At 58.2% G+C, this 18,643-nt stretch carries 20 protein-coding genes; 16 read left to right on the plus strand and 4 right to left on the minus strand.

Features of this window, described 5'->3' with window-relative positions:
* Window positions 1-125: 125 nt before the first annotated feature.
* Window positions 126-401, minus strand: a complete 276-nt coding sequence (gene ybfE / locus D7S44_RS01685) for a LexA regulated protein (RefSeq protein ID WP_120451434.1) — start codon at window positions 399-401, stop codon at window positions 126-128.
* 154 nt (window positions 402-555) lie between these two features.
* Window positions 556-1,320: an esterase gene (gene ybfF, locus D7S44_RS01690; RefSeq protein ID WP_120451436.1), complete on the minus strand. Its 765-nt coding sequence runs from the start codon at window positions 1,318-1,320 to the stop codon at window positions 556-558.
* 250 nt (window positions 1,321-1,570) lie between these two features.
* Here ybfF and seqA point away from each other — a divergent pair, with 250 nt between their 5' ends.
* Window positions 1,571-2,122 carry a replication initiation negative regulator SeqA gene (gene seqA, locus D7S44_RS01695; protein ID WP_120451437.1) on the plus strand — a complete coding sequence of 184 codons (552 nt, stop codon included), beginning with the start codon at window positions 1,571-1,573 and terminating at the stop codon, window positions 2,120-2,122.
* 25 nt (window positions 2,123-2,147) lie between these two features.
* A complete protein-coding gene (gene pgm / locus D7S44_RS01700) occupies window positions 2,148-3,788 on the plus strand; it encodes a phosphoglucomutase (alpha-D-glucose-1,6-bisphosphate-dependent) (protein ID WP_120451439.1) in 1,641 nt (546 codons plus the stop codon).
* A 117-nt stretch (window positions 3,789-3,905) separates the two neighbouring features.
* On the opposite strand, the gene kdpE is transcribed toward pgm, so the two are convergent.
* Entirely contained in the window at window positions 3,906-4,580 is a 675-nt protein-coding gene (kdpE, locus tag D7S44_RS01705; protein ID WP_120451441.1) for a two-component system response regulator KdpE, read from the minus strand.
* Window positions 4,581-4,813: 233 nt separating this feature from the next.
* Between kdpE and D7S44_RS01710 the strand changes: the two genes are divergently transcribed.
* From D7S44_RS01710 to nei, 11 genes are all read left to right on the plus strand, one after another.
* Window positions 4,814-5,014 carry a YbfA family protein gene (locus D7S44_RS01710; RefSeq protein ID WP_120451442.1) on the plus strand — a complete coding sequence of 67 codons (201 nt, stop codon included), beginning with the start codon at window positions 4,814-4,816 and terminating at the stop codon, window positions 5,012-5,014.
* 161 nt (window positions 5,015-5,175) lie between these two features.
* Window positions 5,176-6,132, plus strand: coding sequence for a YbgA family protein (locus D7S44_RS01715; protein WP_120451444.1), 957 nt, complete (start codon window positions 5,176-5,178; stop codon window positions 6,130-6,132).
* Between the two features lies 1 nt (window position 6,133).
* Window positions 6,134-7,561 carry a deoxyribodipyrimidine photo-lyase gene (phrB, locus tag D7S44_RS01720; protein ID WP_120451446.1) on the plus strand — a complete coding sequence of 476 codons (1,428 nt, stop codon included), beginning with the start codon at window positions 6,134-6,136 and terminating at the stop codon, window positions 7,559-7,561.
* A 16-nt stretch (window positions 7,562-7,577) separates the two neighbouring features.
* Window positions 7,578-8,321 carry a type 2 GTP cyclohydrolase I gene (locus D7S44_RS01725; RefSeq protein ID WP_120451448.1) on the plus strand — a complete coding sequence of 248 codons (744 nt, stop codon included), beginning with the start codon at window positions 7,578-7,580 and terminating at the stop codon, window positions 8,319-8,321.
* 136 nt (window positions 8,322-8,457) lie between these two features.
* Window positions 8,458-9,114, plus strand: a complete 657-nt coding sequence (gene pxpB / locus D7S44_RS01730; protein WP_120451450.1) for a 5-oxoprolinase subunit PxpB — start codon at window positions 8,458-8,460, stop codon at window positions 9,112-9,114.
* Window positions 9,108-10,040, plus strand: a complete 933-nt coding sequence (pxpC, locus tag D7S44_RS01735; protein WP_120451452.1) for a 5-oxoprolinase subunit PxpC — start codon at window positions 9,108-9,110, stop codon at window positions 10,038-10,040. Before pxpB ends, pxpC begins: the two co-directional genes overlap by 7 nt.
* Window positions 10,030-10,767: a 5-oxoprolinase subunit PxpA gene (gene pxpA, locus D7S44_RS01740; protein ID WP_120451454.1), complete on the plus strand. Its 738-nt coding sequence runs from the start codon at window positions 10,030-10,032 to the stop codon at window positions 10,765-10,767. The genes pxpC and pxpA overlap by 11 nt, the downstream gene beginning before the upstream one ends.
* Window positions 10,768-10,820: 53 nt before the next feature.
* Window positions 10,821-11,549, plus strand: a complete 729-nt coding sequence (locus D7S44_RS01745) for a DUF969 domain-containing protein (RefSeq protein ID WP_120451456.1) — start codon at window positions 10,821-10,823, stop codon at window positions 11,547-11,549.
* Window positions 11,549-12,565: a DUF979 domain-containing protein gene (locus D7S44_RS01750; RefSeq protein ID WP_120451458.1), complete on the plus strand. Its 1,017-nt coding sequence runs from the start codon at window positions 11,549-11,551 to the stop codon at window positions 12,563-12,565. Before D7S44_RS01745 ends, D7S44_RS01750 begins: the two co-directional genes overlap by 1 nt.
* Before the next feature lie 7 nt (window positions 12,566-12,572).
* A complete protein-coding gene (gene pcp / locus D7S44_RS01755; protein ID WP_120451460.1) occupies window positions 12,573-13,220 on the plus strand; it encodes a pyroglutamyl-peptidase I in 648 nt (215 codons plus the stop codon).
* Window positions 13,221-13,230: 10 nt separating this feature from the next.
* A complete protein-coding gene (nei, locus tag D7S44_RS01760; protein ID WP_120451461.1) occupies window positions 13,231-14,019 on the plus strand; it encodes an endonuclease VIII in 789 nt (262 codons plus the stop codon).
* A gap of 201 nt (window positions 14,020-14,220) precedes the next feature.
* Here nei and D7S44_RS01765 read toward each other — a convergent pair whose 3' ends face one another.
* A complete protein-coding gene (locus D7S44_RS01765) occupies window positions 14,221-15,510 on the minus strand; it encodes a citrate synthase (protein ID WP_120451463.1) in 1,290 nt (429 codons plus the stop codon).
* Window positions 15,511-16,143: 633 nt separating this feature from the next.
* On the opposite strand from D7S44_RS01765, the gene sdhC reads away from it, so the two are divergent.
* Genes sdhC through sdhA form a run of 3 tightly spaced genes read left to right on the plus strand, consistent with a single transcriptional unit; the run spans window position 16,144 to window position 18,641 of the window.
* Window positions 16,144-16,533 carry a succinate dehydrogenase cytochrome b556 subunit gene (gene sdhC / locus D7S44_RS01770; protein ID WP_081136285.1) on the plus strand — a complete coding sequence of 130 codons (390 nt, stop codon included), beginning with the start codon at window positions 16,144-16,146 and terminating at the stop codon, window positions 16,531-16,533.
* Window positions 16,527-16,874 carry a succinate dehydrogenase membrane anchor subunit gene (gene sdhD / locus D7S44_RS01775; protein ID WP_120451465.1) on the plus strand — a complete coding sequence of 116 codons (348 nt, stop codon included), beginning with the start codon at window positions 16,527-16,529 and terminating at the stop codon, window positions 16,872-16,874. The genes sdhC and sdhD overlap by 7 nt, the downstream gene beginning before the upstream one ends.
* A complete protein-coding gene (sdhA, locus tag D7S44_RS01780) occupies window positions 16,875-18,641 on the plus strand; it encodes a succinate dehydrogenase flavoprotein subunit (RefSeq protein ID WP_120451467.1) in 1,767 nt (588 codons plus the stop codon).
* The last annotated feature ends 2 nt before the right edge of the window (window positions 18,642-18,643 follow it).

Raw genomic sequence — 18,643 nt, forward strand, 5'->3', positions numbered from 1 at the left:
ACCTCTTAAATCCTGATAATGAGATGCATGCGCAGAGCGCACAATTAAGCGAATGATAGCAGAGCGAGCAAACGGGCGGAACTTGAAAAGCCGCGCGATTTGCTTCTGCGTGCGCTTTGCGCGATTCAGTCCAGTTTGAGTTGCGCCAGCAGCATTTGTTCAATCAGTTCGCTGCGGCTGATGTTGCGCTGCTCAGCCAGCGTATTCAACGCATCCACGGCTTCGCTGGTCATTTTGAGTTCGACACGGCGCAGCCCGCGCACTTTGTCACGTTTCAGTTGATTGCGCTTATTGATGCGCAGCTGTTCATCACGCGATAGCGGACTGGTTTTCGGTCGACCGGGCCGACGCTCGTTTGCAAACAGATCCAGCGTGGTGCGGTCAGTGTGTTCTTTTGCCATGGCTTAGTAAAACTGAAGGCGCGAACAGGCGCGTTTATAACGAAATGGGCCATTGCCGCGACAAAAAATGAGCAGCGGCAAAATTTAGCGCGCCATCATACTCCAGCCGAAGAGATGACGCCAATGCTAAACCGCGAACGGCAAGCTTTTGCTTTTAAAGCGCAAAAAAGCGACGAACGCTGCGCAATACGGCATTAGGCTTCTCGGCGTGCACCCAGTGGCCAGCGCCGCTGATCACGTGCGCATGGGCCGCCGGAAACTGACGCAGCAGCGCGTCGCGGTAGTGATTGTCGAGATAGGGCGAGTCGCCGCCGCGAATAAAGAGCGCGGGATGGGGCCAGGCCGGCACCTCTTCCCAGCCAGTTATTGTAGCGTAATTATCCCATAGCGCCGGAACGTTGAAGCGCCACTCGCCATCCTGAAACGATTTAAGAAGGAACTGGATAACGCCGTCCTCTTTAATATGAGTGCGCATCACCTGCGCGGCCTCACTGCGCAGGCGCACGCCTGCGTCGCTCACTGCGCGGACGGCGGCGAAAATTTCGTCGTGGCGTCGTGTCTGGTAATCCACCGGCGCGATATCGATCAGCACCAGCTTCTCCAGCCGCTGCGGCGCCAGCGCGCTCATCGCCATGGCAATTTTACCGCCCATCGAGTGGCCGATAACGGCGACGCGATCGATATGGTGCGCGTCCAGCGTCTCGAACATATCCTGCGCCATGGCGCGATAGCTCATCTCTTCGGCGCGCGGCGAGAGGCCGTGGTTGCGTACATCCACCTGAATCAGCGGCCCTGCGTCTTTCAGGCCGCGCGCCAGCACGCCAAGGTTATCCAGGCTGCCGAACAGGCCGTGAATGAAGAGGATGGGTAAGGAGTCAGCGATTGATTGGTCAGTTTGCAGACGAGCATTTAAAATCATGGCAAAGTTCTTACGATGGGGACCTTGGGTTAGGTTATCATGCTTTTACCTTTCCAGGCGCGACGACACGACAGGCTTTAGGGCATATTCCGACTTTTGCCCTCTGAGCGTGCGAATGCTATCAGCCCGCCTGGTTTTAACTTTATAATCCTTATGTTAGAACCCGCCCGTCCAGCGAACAACCGAGCTTTGCAGCGGCGTTTTTCAGGCTGGCGTGGTTCTGTCACGAGTCAAAACCGTACGGAAAAAGATGAAAACGATCGAAGTTGACGAAGACCTCTACCGCTATATCGCCAGCCACACGCAACATATCGGCGAGAGCGCCTCTGACATTTTACGGCGGATGCTAAAATTTACTGCCGGTCAAAGCGCGCCTGCGACGGCAGCGCCGTTAGCGGCGGGCGATACGGCGCAAAAAACGATTCAGCCGGTGCGCGCGGAAAACCGTCCGCAGGATCGGGTACGCGCCGTACGTGAACTGCTGCTGTCGGACGAATACGCCGAACAGAAGAAAGCGGTTAATCGTTTTATGATGATTTTGTCAACGCTCTATCGTCTTGATCCTTCGGCTTTTGCTGAGGCTACTGCATCGCTGCAGGGCCGTACTCGCGTTTATTTTGCGGGTGACGAGCAAACGCTGTTGCAAAATGGCACCCATACTAAGCCGAAGCACGTACCCGGCACGCCGTACTGGGTGATCACCAATACCAATACCGGCCGTAAACGCAGCATGGTGGAACACATCATGGTCTCGATGCAGTTCCCGCAGGAGCTGGCAGAGAAAGTTTGCGGCACCATTTAAACTGAAGCGTCAGGGAGAAGCGCCAATGGCCAGTCACCCCCGTGCCGGGCAACCCGCCCAGCAGAGCGATTTGATTAACGTTGCACAGTTAACATCACAGTATTATGTCCTGCAGCCCGACGTGGCGAACCCGGACCATGCGGTGAAATTCGGCACCTCCGGGCATCGTGGTAGCGCAGGCCGTCAGAGCTTTAACGAGCAGCATATTCTGGCGATCGCCCAGGCGATAGCCGAAGAGCGCAAGAAAAACGGCATCACCGGTCCCTGCTATGTCGGTAAAGATACGCACGCGCTCTCTGAGCCAGCGATTCTGTCGGTGCTGGAAGTGCTGGCCGCTAACGGCGTAGACGTCATTGTGCAGCAGGACAATGGCTATACCCCGACGCCCGCTATCTCTAACGCTATCCTTGAGCACAACAAGCAGGGCGGCGCGCAGGCGGACGGCATCGTCATTACGCCGTCGCACAACCCGCCGGAAGATGGCGGCATTAAATACAATCCGCCGAATGGCGGCCCGGCCGACACCAACGTCACGAAAGTGGTGGAGGATCGCGCTAACCAGCTGATCAAAGCAGGCTTGCAAGAGGTAAAACGTCTGCCGCTGGATCAGGCGTGGGCGAGCGGCCGTATCGTCGAGAAAGATCTGATTCAGCCCTATGTTGAAGGGCTGGCGCAGGTGATCGACTTTGCCGCTATTCAGAAAGCGGGTCTGAAGCTGGGCGTTGATCCGCTGGGCGGCTCCGGCATGGAGTACTGGAAGCGCATCGCTGAGCATTACAAACTCGATCTCACCATCGTGAACGATGCAATCGACCAGACCTTCCGCTTTATGCATCTGGATAAAGATGGCGTGGTACGTATGGACTGCTCTTCCGAGTGCGCCATGGCGGGTCTGCTGGCGTATAAGGACAAGTTCGATCTGGCGTTCGGCAACGACCCTGACTATGACCGTCACGGCATCGTGACGCCGTCAGGCCTGATGAACCCGAACCACTATCTGGCCGTTGCTATCAATTATCTGTTCCAGCATCGTCCGCAGTGGGGCAAAGAGGTCGCCGTAGGCAAAACGCTGGTCTCCAGCGCAATGATCGACCGCGTGGTTAACGATATTGGCCGTAAGCTGGTGGAAGTGCCGGTGGGCTTTAAGTGGTTCGTTGACGGCCTGTTCGACGGCAGCCTCGGTTTCGGCGGCGAAGAGAGCGCAGGCGCGTCTTTCCTGCGCTTCGACGGCTCTGCCTGGTCAACCGATAAAGACGGCATCATTCTTTGCCTGCTGGCGGCGGAGATTACCGCGGTTACCGGCAAGAACCCACAGCAGCACTATGACGAGCTGGCTGCTCGCTTCGGCGCGCCGAGCTACAACCGTTTGCAGGCGCCTGCGACCTCTGCCCAGAAAGCGGCTCTCTCTAAGCTGTCACCGGAGATGGTCAGCGCCGATACGCTGGCGGGCGATCCCATTACCGCGCGTCTGACGGCAGCGCCGGGCAATGGCGCGTCTATCGGCGGTCTGAAAGTGATGACGGAAAACGGCTGGTTCGCCGCGCGTCCGTCAGGCACCGAAGACGCTTACAAGATTTACTGCGAGAGCTTCCTGGGTGCGGAACATCGCGCGCAGATCGAGAAAGAAGCGGTAGAGATTGTTAGCGAAGTGCTGAAAAACGCCTGACAGAAGAGGTGGGCTGAGGCACTCTGGAGCAACAGGCCAGGGCGCCCGGCGGATTTCATGGTCCGCTCGCCCACCTTTCACATTACCTGCTTATATCAGCGCCCTCTGGGCGCTTTTTTATGGCATAAAGCGGTAGCCGATGCCGGTTTCAGTCAGCAAATGTTTTGGCTGCGTTGGATCTGCCTCCAGCTTTTGCCGCAAGTGCGCCATATAGATGCGCAGATAGTGGCTGTGCTCAACCGCATTCGGCCCCCAGACCTGACTCAGCAACTGGCGCTGCGTCAGCACTTTCCCGATATTGTTCAGCAAAATGCCCAGCAGGCGAAATTCAATCGGCGTCAGGTGAATTTCCTGCCCGGCGCGCAGTACGCGGCGCGCGGCCAGGTCTACGCTGACATCGCTAAAGCGAATCACCGGCTCCGGCTGCTGCCCCGGATGGCGGCGCAGCGCCACGCGCACCCTCGCCAGCAGCTCGCCAATGCCGAAGGGCTTCGTCAGATAATCATCCGCGCCGACGTCCAGCGCATCTATTTTATCCTGCTCATCGACGCGTGCCGACAGCACAATGACCGGTACGGCGCTCCACTGACGCAGATCGCGAATAAAATCGCGCCCGTCGCCGTCAGGCAGACCTAAATCGAGGATCACCAGATCGGGCTTGCGCGTGGCTGCTTCAATCAGGCCGCGCTGCAGCGTATCGGCATCAACGACTTTGAGCGCTTCTCCTTCCAGCGCGAGACGAACAAAACGCCGGATCTCTTTTTCATCTTCAACAATTAATACGGTGGCCACGCGGCGCTGCTCCCTGCCTGAAAACCTGTCGCTACTTTATCAGCAAAACCACAGGCTGCGTATTGATCATAAAGCGATCAGAGGATTAACCATTTTGTAACTTACTTTCACTATTATCTGAAACTGAGTCTTTAAAGCCAAAAATAGTGGTCGGATGAGTAGTAAAATTACACAGGGCAGCGTAATATCTGAGCAAGATCACATTTCAGCCGCTGCTTCAAAGGAGGCCAACGATGTACCAGAAATATCCCTTCTATAAAATTTTCCTGCGTCGTGCGCTGGTTATCCTGCTGGGCGTAACGGCGCTGCCGGTGATGTTGTTTCGTCAGGACCGGGCGCGCTTCTACAGCTATCTGCATCGTATGTGGTGCAAAACCAGCGCCAAGCCGGTCTGGCTGGCGCAAACGGAAGCCGCAGGCGGCGTTTTCTGGTAATGCGCTGGCATAGCGAAACAGAGCCCGATCATGCTATCGGGCTTTGTTGTTTCTGAAGCCCCGTCACAGAGAAAACCCTCTCCAGCCCTGGGATGAGGCTGTTATTCATTCTATTTTCAGCTACACTTAAACCTCTACAAGATTTCGGAGGTTGTACAAGTATGAGCGTAAAAATTCCGCTGGGTATCAGTGCCTGCCTGCTGGGAGAACAAGTCCGTTTTGACGGCGGTCATAAACGTCTGGCGTTCGCCGTCAACGAGCTTGCGCCTTTTGTACGTTTCGAACCGATTTGCCCCGAAATGGCGATTGGCTTGCCGACGCCGCGCCCGGCCCTGCGGCTGGTGAAACAGAGCGATGAAGAGATCCATCTCTGCTTCAGTAAAGAGGGCGGCGAAGAGCTGACCCAGCAGATGCGCGACTGGTCAGCCGAACGGGTAACATCCCTGCATCATCTGTGCGGCTATATTCTGTGCGCAAAATCACCCAGCTGCGGCATGGAACGCGTGCGCGTCTATGAACCTGACACCAACAACAATCGTAAAGCGGGCATGGGGCTCTTTGCTGAGAGGCTAACGGCGGAAATGCCCTGGCTGCCTGTCGAAGAGGATGGCCGTCTGCACGATCCGGCGCTGCGCGAAAACTTCGTTGGGCGCATCTGCGCACTGCACGAATTCAATCAGATGTGTAAGCGGGGTCTGACGCGCGCGCAGCTTATCGCTTTCCACAGCCGCTACAAGCTGCTGATGCTGGCGCATTCACAGGAAAAATATCGTGAGCTTGGACCGTTTGTCGCCTCGATGAGCCAGTGGGATTCGCTGGAGGCTTTCGCCTTTGAATACCGTAACCGCATGATGGCGTTGCTGTCGCAGCCTGCGACGCGTCGCAACCATACCAACGTGCTGATGCATGCGCAGGGCTATTTCCGTCGACAGCTTAGCTCGCCGCAGCGTCAGGAACTGGCAGAGCTGATTGATCGCTACCGCTGCGGCGTTCAGCCGCTGCTGGCGCCTATCACCATGCTGAAACACTATATGTCGCAGTATCCGCATCCCTGGCTGACGCAGCAGCGCTATTTCGATCCCTACCCGGAGGCGCTGCGCCTGCGTTACGGCCAGTAATATGCGCACGCATCTGGTCTGGCTGCGTAATGACTTACGCATAAATGACAATCTGGCGCTGAACGCCGCCTGCCGCGACGCCGATGCGAAGGTGATCGCGCTCTTTATTGCAACGCCACAGCAGTGGCGTCAGCATGACATGGCGCCGAAGCAGGCAGCTTTTATCTATGACAGCCTGCTGGAGCTGCAACAGGCGCTGGCCGATCGCGGCATTGAACTGCTGACGCAAGCGTGCGACGATTTTGCCGCGTCGGTTGACCTGCTGGTCGCCTTTTGCGAGCGTCACCGCGTCGATGCGCTGTTTTACAATTATCAGTATGAGCTGAACGAGCGTAAGCGCGATGCCGAGGCGGAAAAGCGCCTCGATCGGGCGGGCGTGGTATGCCAGGGATTTGATGACAGCGTTATGCTGGCGCCGGGCAGCGTCCAGACCGGCGACGGCAAGATGTACAAAGTCTATACCCCCTTCAGTAAAGCCTTCGTGCGCCGTCTGCAGCTTGCCCTGCCGGCGTGCGTCAGCGCGCCGAAACCGCGTAGCGGCGGCGCCGTGAAGGTAATAAAGGCCGCGGAGCGCTTTGACTACCCCATGGAAGAGTACGATCGCGAGCGTTTCCCGCCGGGGGAAAACGCGGCGCTGCAGCGTCTGCGCCATTTTGCCCGACAGCCGATAACCGATTACTGCGTGGCGCGCGACACGCCGTCGGTGGATGGCACCAGCCGCCTGTCGGTCTATCTCGCTACCGGCGTGCTGTCGCCGCGCCAGTGCCTGCATCGCGTGCTGAAAGAGCATCCGCGCGCGCTGGAGGAGAGCAGGCTCTTTACCTGGCTTAATGAGCTTATCTGGCGCGAGTTTTATCGCCATCTGATGGTGGCTTTTCCAGCGCTTTGCAGGCATCAGCCCTTTGTTGAATGGACGCGGCATGTTGACTGGCAGCGCAACGAGGAGCACTTTACCGCGTGGAAAACAGGCAAAACCGGGTACCCCATCGTCGACGCGGCGATGCGGCAGATGAAAGCGCTGGGGTGGATGCACAACCGGCTGCGTATGATAACCGCCAGCTTCCTGGTTAAAGATCTGCTGATCGACTGGCATGAAGGGGAGCGTTATTTCATGCAAAACCTGATTGACGGCGATCTGGCGGCGAATAACGGCGGCTGGCAGTGGGCGGCGTCGACGGGAACCGATCCCGTGCCGTACTTCCGCATTTTTAACCCGACGACGCAGGGCGAGCGCTTCGACAGTCAGGGCGCTTTTATCCGTCAGTGGCTGCCGGAGCTGAAAGAGGTGCCGGACAGCGATATCCATCAGCCGCAGCGCTGGGCAGAGAAAAACCACAAGAGACTCGATTATCCCTCGCCAATCGTGGAACATAAGCAGGCACGTAAAAAGACATTAGACGCCTTTGTGCGCGCGAAAAACGCAGCCTGAGGCGGCCGGAGCCGTTATGAATCACTATGAACTTGAAAATATCGTCAACCAGCAGCTAAACAGCGGCGCCTTTAGCGACTACGCGCCTAACGGACTGCAGGTTGAGGGACGAACAGACGTAAAAACCCTGATTACCGGTGTTACTGCCTGTCAGGCGCTGGTGGATGAAGCCGTGGCGCGCAACGCCGATGCGATTCTGGTGCATCACGGTTACTTCTGGAAAAGCGAGCCAGCGGTCATCAAAGGTATGAAGCGTAACCGTCTGCGCGCGCTGCTGGCGAACGACATTAATCTTTACGGCTGGCATCTGCCGCTCGACGCGCACCCGACGCTGGGCAACAATGCTCAGCTGGCGAAGCTGCTGGATATCGAGGTAAAAGGCGAAGTGCAGCCGCTGGTTTTCTGGGGCGAGCTGGCGACGCCGCTGAGCGGCGAGGCGCTGGCGCAGCGCATCGAAGAGAGACTGGGACGCGCGCCGCTGCACTGCGGCGATAACGCTCCGGCGCAGATCCGCCGCGTCGCCTGGTGCAGCGGCGGCGGCCAGGGCTTTATAGACAGCGCAGCCGCCTTCGGCGTGGACGCCTATATTACCGGCGAGGTCTCCGAGCAGACGATTCACAGCGCTCGCGAACAGGGGATCCATTTCTTCGCCGCCGGTCACCACGCTACCGAGCGCGGTGGCATCAAAGCGCTGGGTGAATGGCTGGCCGAACAGCACGGCCTTGAGGTTACCTTCATCGATATTCCCAATCCCGCCTGATTTTTCTCCTGTTATGCGCCCGCTTTCGGGCGCAAATCTGTTGACACCGTTCTGACACTTTCGCATAACTATTCGCTTTATTCTGATAATCGTCAGCCGCCGCGCGGATAGCGTAGCGGAAAAGTGGAGGTGGGATTTGCAACGAGCACGATGTTATCTGCTTGGTGAACAGGCGGTGGTGCTGGAGCTTGAACCACCGGTATCGCTGCAAAGCCAGCAGCGCATTTGGGGGTTGACGCAGCATCTGCAACAGCATGAGCAGGTGGCGGAAGTTATTCCAGGCATGAACAACATTACGCTGCTGCTGCGCGACCCGCAGCAGAGCGCGCTGGACGCTATTGAACATCTGCAGCGCTGGTGGGAAGAGAGCGAGGCGCTGGAGGCGACGTCGCGGCTGGTGGAAATTCCGGTGATATACGGCAACGAGGCCGGGCCGGATCTGCAGGTAGTCGCCGATCACGCCGGCCTGACGCCAAAGCAGGTAGTAGAGCTGCACAGCAGCATCGACTACATGGTCTATTTTATCGGTTTTCAGCCGGGATTCCCTTATCTTGGCGGCCTTGACAGCCGTCTCCACACCCCACGTCGCGCTGAGCCGCGCCTGAGCGTTCCGGCCGGTTCGGTAGGCATTGGCGGCAGCCAGACCGGCATCTATCCGCTCGCGACGCCCGGCGGCTGGCAGCTGCTGGGGCAGACGCCCGTTGCGCTGTTTAACCCACAACAGCAGCCGCCGACGCTGCTGCGGCCCGGCGACAGCGTGCGCTTTGTGCCGCAAAAGGAGGGCATATGTTAAGGATATTGCGCGCAGGACTGGCCACCACCTTACAGGACAGTGGCCGCACCGGCTGGCGTCAGTCCGGCATCAGCGTCGGTGGCGTACTCGATTTGCCTGCAATGCGCACCGCGAATTTGCTGGTCGGCAATGCTCCAGACAGCGCGGTGCTGGAGATCGTATTAGGCCAGTTTAAAGCGGAATTTATGCGTGACGGCTGGTTCGCCCTGACCGGCGCGGCCTGCAACGCCGAACTGGACGATAAGCCGGTCTGGACCGGCTGGCGGCTGCCGGTGAAAAAAGGGCAGGTGCTGACGCTCTCTATGCCGCTGCACGGCATGCGCAGCTATCTGGCAATCCACGGCGGCTTCGACGTCGAGCCGATGCTCGGCTCCGTCAGCACCGATCTCAAAGCGGGCTTTGGCGGCTGGCAGGGGCGCAAGCTGGAAGATGGCGACCGGCTGCCGCTCGGCAAGCCGACGCAGCTCTTCACCCGTAAAGCAGGCGTCCGCCAGCTGCTGTGGAGTAACCGCATCCGCGCGCTGCCGGGGCCGGAATATAATGAATTCAGCCGCGAGGCGCAGATGGCCTTCTGGCGTACGCCCTGGATGCTCAGCCCGCAGAGCAACCGCATGGGCTATCGCCTGCAGGGACCGGAACTGAAGCGCGAAACCTCGCGCGAGCTGCTGTCGCACGGGCTGGTGCCCGGCGTGGTGCAGGTGCCGCCAAACGGGCAGCCGATCGTGCTGATGGCCGATGCGCAGACCACCGGCGGCTATCCGCGCATCGCCTGCGTTATCGACGCCGATCTCTATCAGCTGGCGCAGATCCGTCTGGGCGAGCCGATTCACTTTATCCAGTGTTCGCTGCCGGTCGCCATGCAGGCACGCATGCATCAGCAGCGCGCACTCGACCATATGGCATGGGGACTTGCTGATGAAAATTGATCTGAATGCCGATCTCGGTGAAGGCAGCGGCAGCGATCGCGCGCTGCTACAGCTGGTCAGTTCGGCCAATATCGCCTGCGGCTTTCATGCCGGCGATGCTGAAACCATGCTGCAGTCGGTGCGCTGGGCAAAAGAATTTGGCGTTGCGATTGGCGCGCATCCGAGCTTCCCGGATCGGGAGAACTTTGGCCGCACGGCAATGCAGCTCCCGCCGGAAACGGTCTACGCGCAGATGATCTATCAAATCGGCGCGCTGAAAAGCCTGGCGGAAAGTGAAGGGGAGACGCTGATGCACGTTAAGCCGCACGGGATGCTCTATAACCAGGCTGCAGCCGACCCGGCGCTGGCGGATGCCATCGCCCGCGCGGTAAAAGCGGTCGACGCACGCCTGATCCTGGTTGGGCTGGCGGGCAGCGAATCCGTGCGCGCCGCGGTGCATCACGGTCTGCGCACGCGCGAAGAGGTGTTCGCCGACCGCGGCTATCTCAGCAGCGGCGCGCTGGTGCCGCGCAGCCAGCCGGGCGCGATGATCGAAGAGGAAGAGCGCGCTATCCAGCAAACGCTGTCGATGGTTAAAGAGGGAAAAGTAGAAAGCATCAGCGGCGAGTGGATCGCCGTTAATGCGCAAACCGTTTGTCTGCACGGCGACGGCGCGCACGCCTTATTGTTTGCGCAGCGTCTGCGCGATCGCTTCGCTGCCGAGGGGATCGCCGTCACCAGCGCCTGATTTTTCATACTTTGCCCGGCCTCGCAGCCGGGTTTTTCAACATAAGGGTCAACATGGATAATGTGATAAACCTCTGGCCGCTGCTGGGCATCGCAGCCATCGTGATCGGCTTTTTGCTGCGCTTCAATCCGGTACTGGTGGTGATTGTCGCCGGCTTCGTCACCGGCTTTGCCGCGCTGATGCCGCTGAGCGATATTCTGGAAAAACTGGGTGCGGGCTTTCTGAATACGCGCAACCTGCCGCTGATCCTGCTGCTGCCGCTGGCGGTTATCGGCCTGCTGGAGCGACACGGCCTGAAAGAGCGCGCGCAGACCTGGATTGCGCAAATTAAAACCGCCACCGCCGGGCGTTTGCTGATCGTCTATCTCTTTGTGCGTGAGATTACGGCGGCACTCGGCCTGACCAGCCTCGGCGGTCATCCGCAGATGGTGCGTCCGCTGCTCGCGCCGATGGCCGAAGGCGCGACCGAAAGCCGTTACGGCGAGATTTCACCCGAGGTGCGGCATCGCCTGCGCGCCATGTCGGCAGCGACAGATAACGTCGGGCTGTTCTTCGGCGAAGATATTTTCGTTGCCTTCGGCGCGATTATTTTTATGCACAACTTTATGCTGGAGTCAGCCAATATTCAGACCGAACCGCTGCATATCGCGGTCTGGGGCATTCCTACCGCCGTGGCCGCCTTTCTTATCCACTCGACGCGCCTGGTGCGCCTCGATCGCAGGCTGGCGCGCGAGTTGCGCGTGCTGAACAACGAAGCGCTGAAAGCGAAAGGAGGCCGCTGATGTTTCAACAACAATATCTGATGTGGCTGGCGGGACTTATTCTGCTGGTGGTCGCGCTGCTCTCCTGGCGCGACACCCATAACCCGCGCCGTCTGACGACCGGGCTGTTCTGGGCGCTGTATGGTCTGATTTTTCTGGTCGGCGACTGGACCACGCAGATGATGAGCGCGCTGGCCGGCACGCCGGAGCTGGGCACACGCTATCTGCACATTCTGGTTGGCGTACTGGTGGTCGCGATGGCGCTGATCGCCGGCTGCGGCGGTGTGCGGCTCGGACGTTACCATCAGCGCAGCGACGAGGAGAAGCAGGCAAGCGCTCGCCGTCTCGGCAATAAGCTGTTTCTGCCCGCGCTGGCGATCCCGGTCGTGACGGTGGTCGGCGTGCTGGCCTTTAACCATATTCCCGGCCTGCAGGAGGCGGTGTTCGGCGCAGGCAACCATTCGACGCTGGTAACGCTCTTCTCCATGATGACTGGCTGCCTGCTCGGCTGGCTGATTGCGCTAAAGATGACGCATGAGAAGCCGGTACAGTCGATGCAGGAGACGCGACGCCTGCTGGATGCGATCGGCTGGGCCTTTATCCTGCCGCAAATCCTTGCCACGCTTGGTCTGCTGTTTACCAGCGCAGGGGTCGGCAGCGCGATTTCGCATCTGACGGAGAGCTACCTGGCCGTCGATAACCGCTTCGTCGCCGTGACGGTCTATACCGTTGGCATGGCGCTGCTGACCATGGTTATGGGCAACGCTTTTGCCGCTTTCCCCATTATTACCGCTGGCGTCGGCATTCCCATTCTGGTGCTGCAGCACCACGGCGATCCCGCCGTTATGGCGGCGATAGGCATGTTCTCGGGCTACTGCGGTACGCTGATGACGCCGATGGCGGCCAACTTCAATATCGTGCCCGCCGCGCTGCTGGAGCTGCCGGATCGCAATGCGGTGATCAAGGCTCAGGTGCCGACCGGTGTGCTACTGTTAATCGTTAACGTGTTCCTGCTCTATTTCTTAATGTTCCGATGAGGTCCATATGAAGACTGTATTGGTGACGGCATTTGAACCTTTCGGCGGCGAAAGTCTTAACCCTTCCTGGGAGGCGGTACGTGCGCTTGACGGCAAAACGCTCGGCGGCGCGCGCATTGTGGCGCGCCAGCTGCCGGTCGTCTTCAGCGACGTGCTGGGGGTGCTTTACGCCGCGATGGATGAGGTACAGCCCGATTTGATTCTGTCGGTCGGACAGGCGGGCGGCCGCAGCGATATTACCCTGGAGCGCATCGGCATTAACGTCGATGATGCGCGTATTCCCGATAACGCAGGGCAGCAGCCGGTGGACGAGCCGATTGTGGCAGACGGACCGGCAGGCTATTTTTCCACGCTGCCGATTAAGGCGATTGTCGCGGCGTTGCGCGAGGCGGCCATTCCCGCGTCGGTTTCGCAAACTGCCGGGACCTTTACCTGCAATCGTGTGATGTACGGTCTGCTGCACCGGCTGCATACCGAGGGCAACCGCGTGCGCGGCGGCTTTGTGCATATTCCCTATCTGCCGGAGCAGGCGGCGCAGCATCCAGGCGCGCCCAGCATGGCGCGGGATAACGTTATGCAGGCGCTGGAGATCGCTATTCGTGTCTCGCTGGAGACGGAAACGGACCTGAAAGTCGCCGGCGGCGCAACGCACTAAGAGGACAAGCATGCCAGAAGGACCGGAGATCCGCCGCGCGGCGGATCAGCTAGAGGAAGCGATTGTCGGCAAGCCATTGACGGAGGTCTGGTTTGCCTTTCCCGAACTCAAGACTTACGAACCTGCGTTGCTGGGCGAGCAGGTCAACGCCATCGAGACGCGCGGCAAAGCGCTGCTGACGCACTTTTCCAACGGCCTGACGCTTTACAGCCATAACCAGCTGTATGGCGTCTGGCGCGTGGTAGAGAGTGACAAGGTGCCGGAAACGAAACGCCAGCTGCGCGTGCGCCTCGCGGTCGCCGATCGCGCCATTCTGCTTTACAGCGCTTCCGATATTGAGTTGCTTAACGCCGAATCGCTGGCGGCGCATCCGTTTCTCAATCGCGTCGGGCCAGATGTGCTCGATCCGCAGCTTGATGTGGCGACGGTGCGTGAAAGGCTGTTGTCGCCGCGCTTTCGCCGTCGTCAGTTTAGCGGGCTGCTGCTCGATCAGGCGTTTCTGGCGGGTCTGGGCAACTATCTGCGGGTGGAGATCCTCTGGCAGGCGGGTCTGCTGGCGCAGCATCGCGCGCAGGCGCTAACGGATGAGCAGCTTGATACGCTCAGCGAGGCGCTGCTGGCGATACCGCGTCACTCTTACCGTATGCGCGGCACAATGAAGAAGTACCATCACGGCGCGGCGTTTCGCTTTGAAGTGTTCCATCGTCAGGGAAAGAAATGTCGTCGCTGCGGTGAGATTATTCAGAAGGGGACGCTCTCTTCGCGGCCTTTTTACTGGTGTCCCGGCTGCCAGCACTAAGCGAAAAATGAGCAGTACAGGTGGCGCGATAGTTCGGGAAGCGGGTGACTGGGCTCGAAGAGCAAAGCGTCCCGCGGCAGGGAAGGCGCGGGACGAGCGAGCAGGGATGCGAAAAGCGACTTTGCGATCGAGCCCAGTTACCCGCGTTGGCACAGAGCCAAAAAGCAAAAGCGGAGATTTCTCTCCGCTTTTTATATTGCCTTAATCTTCTTTTTTCAGCGCAGAGGTGAATTGACGCTCGGTATAGCCAGTGTAGAGCTGACGCGGACGGGCAATTTTCATACCTTCGTCGTGCATCTCTTTCCAGTGCGCAATCCAGCCGACGGTACGCGCCATGGCGAAGATCACAGTGAACATTGATGACGGAATGCCCATCGCTTTCAGAATAATGCCAGAGTAGAAATCGACGTTCGGGTAGAGTTTGCGCTCGATAAAGTAGGGGTCGTTCAGCGCAATATGTTCCAGCTCCATCGCCACTTCCAGCAGGTCATCCTTCATGCCCAGCTCGTTCAGCACTTCGTGGCAGGTTTCGCGCATAACGGTCGCGCGCGGGTCGTAGTTTTTGTACACGCGGTGACCGAAGCCCATCAGGCGGAAAGAGTCGTTTTTGTCTTTCGCGCGACGCACAAATTCCGGAATATGCTCAACGGTGCTGATCTCTTCCAGCATGCGCAGTGTGGCTTCGTTCGCGCCGCCGTGCGCCGGTCCCCACAGCGAGGCGATGCCTGCCGCGATACAGGCGAACGGGTTGGCGCCGGAAGAGCCAGCGGTACGTACGGTAGAGGTAGAGGCGTTCTGCTCATGGTCAGCATGCAGGATCAGAATACGATCCATGGCGCGCTCCAGCACCGGGTTCACCTTGTACTCTTCGCAAGGCGTAGCGAACATCATATGCAGGAAGTTACCCGCGTAGGAGAGATCGTTGCGTGGATAAACAAAAGGCTGGCCGATAGAATATTTGTAGCACATTGCCGCCATGGTCGGCATTTTGGACAGCAGACGGAACGCGGCGATTTCACGGTGACGCTCGTTATTCACATCCAGCGAATCGTGGTAGAAGGCTGCCAGCGCGCCAGTGACGCCGCACATTACCGCCATCGGGTGAGAGTCGCGACGGAAGCCGTGGAACAGACGGGTAATCTGCTCATGGATCATGGTGTGGCGGGTCACGGTTTCGCGGAATTCTTCAAACTGCTGCTGCGTTGGCGCTTCGCCGTTCAGCAGGATATAGCACACTTCCAGATAGTTGGAGTGGGTCGCTAGCTGATCGATAGGGAAGCCACGATGCAGCAGGATACCTTCATCGCCATCGATAAAGGTGATTTTGGATTCGCAGGACGCTGTAGAAGTGAAACCCGGATCAAAGGTGAACAGGCCGTTTGAACCCAGAGCGCGGACATCAACCACATCCTGGCCCAGCGTGCCTTTCAGCACGTCCAGCTCAAGCACCGATTCATCTTGTAGGGTTAGCGTCACTTTTTTATCTGTCATTTTCGTCTCCATAGCGCCTTATGTAAGTATGGATCTTAGACACCTGAAAAGCGGTCATGTTGCGGTCGCCATTTACTTCACAATAACACTCTGCGGTAACAACGCGGGTGCAGGGTACAGAGTGAGAGGCGTGTCCCGACAGGGAACGAGGCAGTCATGAAAATCTGCATATCGCGGTTGTTAAAGATCCGGTCTGGACATAACTTCCTGGTAATCAACAACCTGTTGTTTTAGGGTGCTCACAATCAGAATGTTACATAACTTGTGCTTAGGGGAAAGTGTATCCCCATAACTTTTGTGCATCACTGGGGTTTGATGCCCTAGTTTGTAACTGAATTGTTGAACTTTTGTCAAATCAGATAATTAAATTTGTATTAAATGTGAAATTCGTGAGTCAGATCACTGTTTCACTCAAATGTACCCAAAGAGATTGTAGGGTAATTGTAATAAGAATGTGATCGTCCTATACTGCCGCCAGGTCTCCGGAAACCCCCTGACACCAGGAGCCACCCAGCGTTTCTACCGCGTCAATTAACACTGGATGTTGCTGATTTGGTGACGGTTAAAGTCTGAACACACCTGTGATTCGACTCCGCCTCAGGGACCGGAGGAAGCAAAATAAAAAAGAGCTGTGTGGGCAAAACCGTGAAAAAACAAAGACCTGTCAACTTGGATCTCTCGACGATCCGGTTTCCCGTTACTGCAATATCGTCCATTCTCCACCGCGTTTCCGGCGTCATTACCTTTGTGGCCCTCGGTATCCTGCTCTGGTTGCTGGGCACTTCTCTCTCTTCCCCGGAAGGTTTTCAGCACGCTGCCGCCATTATGGATAGCTTCTTCGTGAAGTTTATTCTGTGGGGTATTCTCACGGCGCTGGCATTCCACACGGTGGGCGGGATTCGTCATATGTTGATGGATTTTGGTTACCTGGCTGAGACGCTGGCTATCGGCCGTCAATCCGCCTGGGTCTCCTTTGGCATTACTGTCGTGCTTTCAATTTTGGCTGGAGTTCTCGTATGGTAAGCAATGCATCCGCGTTGGGCCGTAGTGGCATTCAGGACTGGCTGCTGCTGCGCGCTTCGGCAATCCTCATTACGCTCTACATCATTTACATTGTCGGCTTCATCGCCCTGACCGATACGCTGACCTATGACGTCTGGCGCGGCTTCTTCGCCTCGTCATTCACAAAAGTTTTCACCCTGCTGACGCTGTTCTCCATTCTGATCCACGGCTGGATTGGAATGTGGCAAGTGCTGACCGATTACGTCAAGCATCTGGCCGTCCGTCTGATTCTGCAGATGGCGATCGTGGTTGCGCTGCTGTGGTATGCAATCTATGGAACTGTTGTGGTGTGGGGTGTGTAAATGAATTTGCCAGTCAGAGAATTTGATGCCGTGGTGATCGGCGCAGGCGGCGCAGGTATGCGTGCCGCATTGCAAATCTCCCAGTCGGGCCAGACCTGCGCCCTGTTATCGAAAGTTTTTCCGACCCGTTCCCACACCGTGTCTGCGCAGGGCGGCATTACCGTCGCGCTTGGCAATACCCATGAAGACAACTGGGAATGGCACATGTATGACACCGTCAAAGGTTCCGACTATATCGGCGACCAGGACGCGATCGAGTATATGTGTAAAACCGGCCCGGAAGCGATTCTGGAGCTGGAACATATGGGTCTGCCGTTCTCCCGTCTGGAGGATGGCCGCGTCTACCAGCGTCCGTTCGGCGGCCAGTCGAAAAATTTCGGCGGCGAGCAGGCGGCACGCACCGCGGCGGCGGCGGACCGTACCGGCCACGCACTGCTGCATACGCTCTATCAGCAGAACCTGAAGAACAAAACCACTATCTTCTCCGAATGGTATGCACTCGACCTGGTAAAAAACCAGGATGGCGCCATCGTCGGCTGTACGGCGATCTGCATTGAAACCGGCGAAACCGTCTACTTCAAAGCGAAAGCGACTATTCTGGCGACCGGCGGCGCGGGCCGTATCTACCAGTCGACCACCAACGCGCATATCAATACCGGCGACGGCGTCGGCATGGCGCTGCGCGCAGGCGTGCCGGTGCAGGATATGGAGATGTGGCAGTTCCACCCGACCGGCATCGCTGGCGCGGGCGTACTGGTGACTGAAGGCTGCCGCGGCGAAGGCGGCTACCTGCTGAACAAACATGGCGAGCGCTTTATGGAGCGTTATGCGCCGAACGCTAAAGATCTGGCAGGCCGCGACGTGGTTGCGCGTTCTATGATGATCGAAATCCGCGAAGGACGCGGCTGCGATGGCCCGTGGGGCCCGCACATCAAGCTGAAGCTCGATCACCTGGGCGCAGAAGTGCTGGAATCGCGTCTGCCGGGCATCCTGGAGCTGTCGCGCACCTTCGCGCATGCCGATCCGGTTAAAGAGCCGATTCCGGTTATCCCGACCTGCCACTATATGATGGGCGGTATTCCGACCAAAGTTACCGGCCAGGCGCTGCGCGTTAATGCGCAGGGCGAAGATGAAGTCATTCCTGGGCTGTTCGCCGTCGGCGAAATCGCCTGCGTATCGGTGCACGGCGCCAACCGTCTCGGCGGCAACTCGCTGCTGGACCTGGTGGTGTTCGGCCGCGCGGCCGGGGTACACCTGATGGAGTGCATCGAACAGCAAGGTCCGCTGCGCGACGCCACGACGGAAGAGATCGACGCCGCTATGGCGCGCTTCAACCGCTGGGAAAACAACACCACTGGCGAAGATCCGGTCGAAATCCGTAAAGCGCTGCAGCGCTGCATGCAGAACAACTTCTCAGTATTCCGTGAAGGCGATGCGATGAAGCAGGGTCTGGAAGAGCTGAAACAGATTCGCGAACGTCTGAAATCAGCCCGTCTGGATGACCGTTCACCGGACTTCAATACCCAGCGTATTGAGTGCCTGGAGCTGGATAACCTGATGGAAACGGCTTACGCCACGGCGGTTGCGGCAAACTTCCGCACTGAGAGCCGCGGCGCGCACAGTCGATTCGACTACCCGGATCGCGATGATGAAAACTGGTTGTGCCACAGTCTCTACGTCCCCGAAACCGAGAGCATGACGCGCCGCGAGGTGAACATGCAGCCGAAACTGCGCGCGGCCTTCCCGCCGAAAGTGCGTACATACTAATT

The sequence above is a fragment of the Pantoea piersonii genome, assembly GCF_003612015.1.
GTDB lineage: Bacteria > Pseudomonadota > Gammaproteobacteria > Enterobacterales > Enterobacteriaceae > Pantoea > Pantoea piersonii.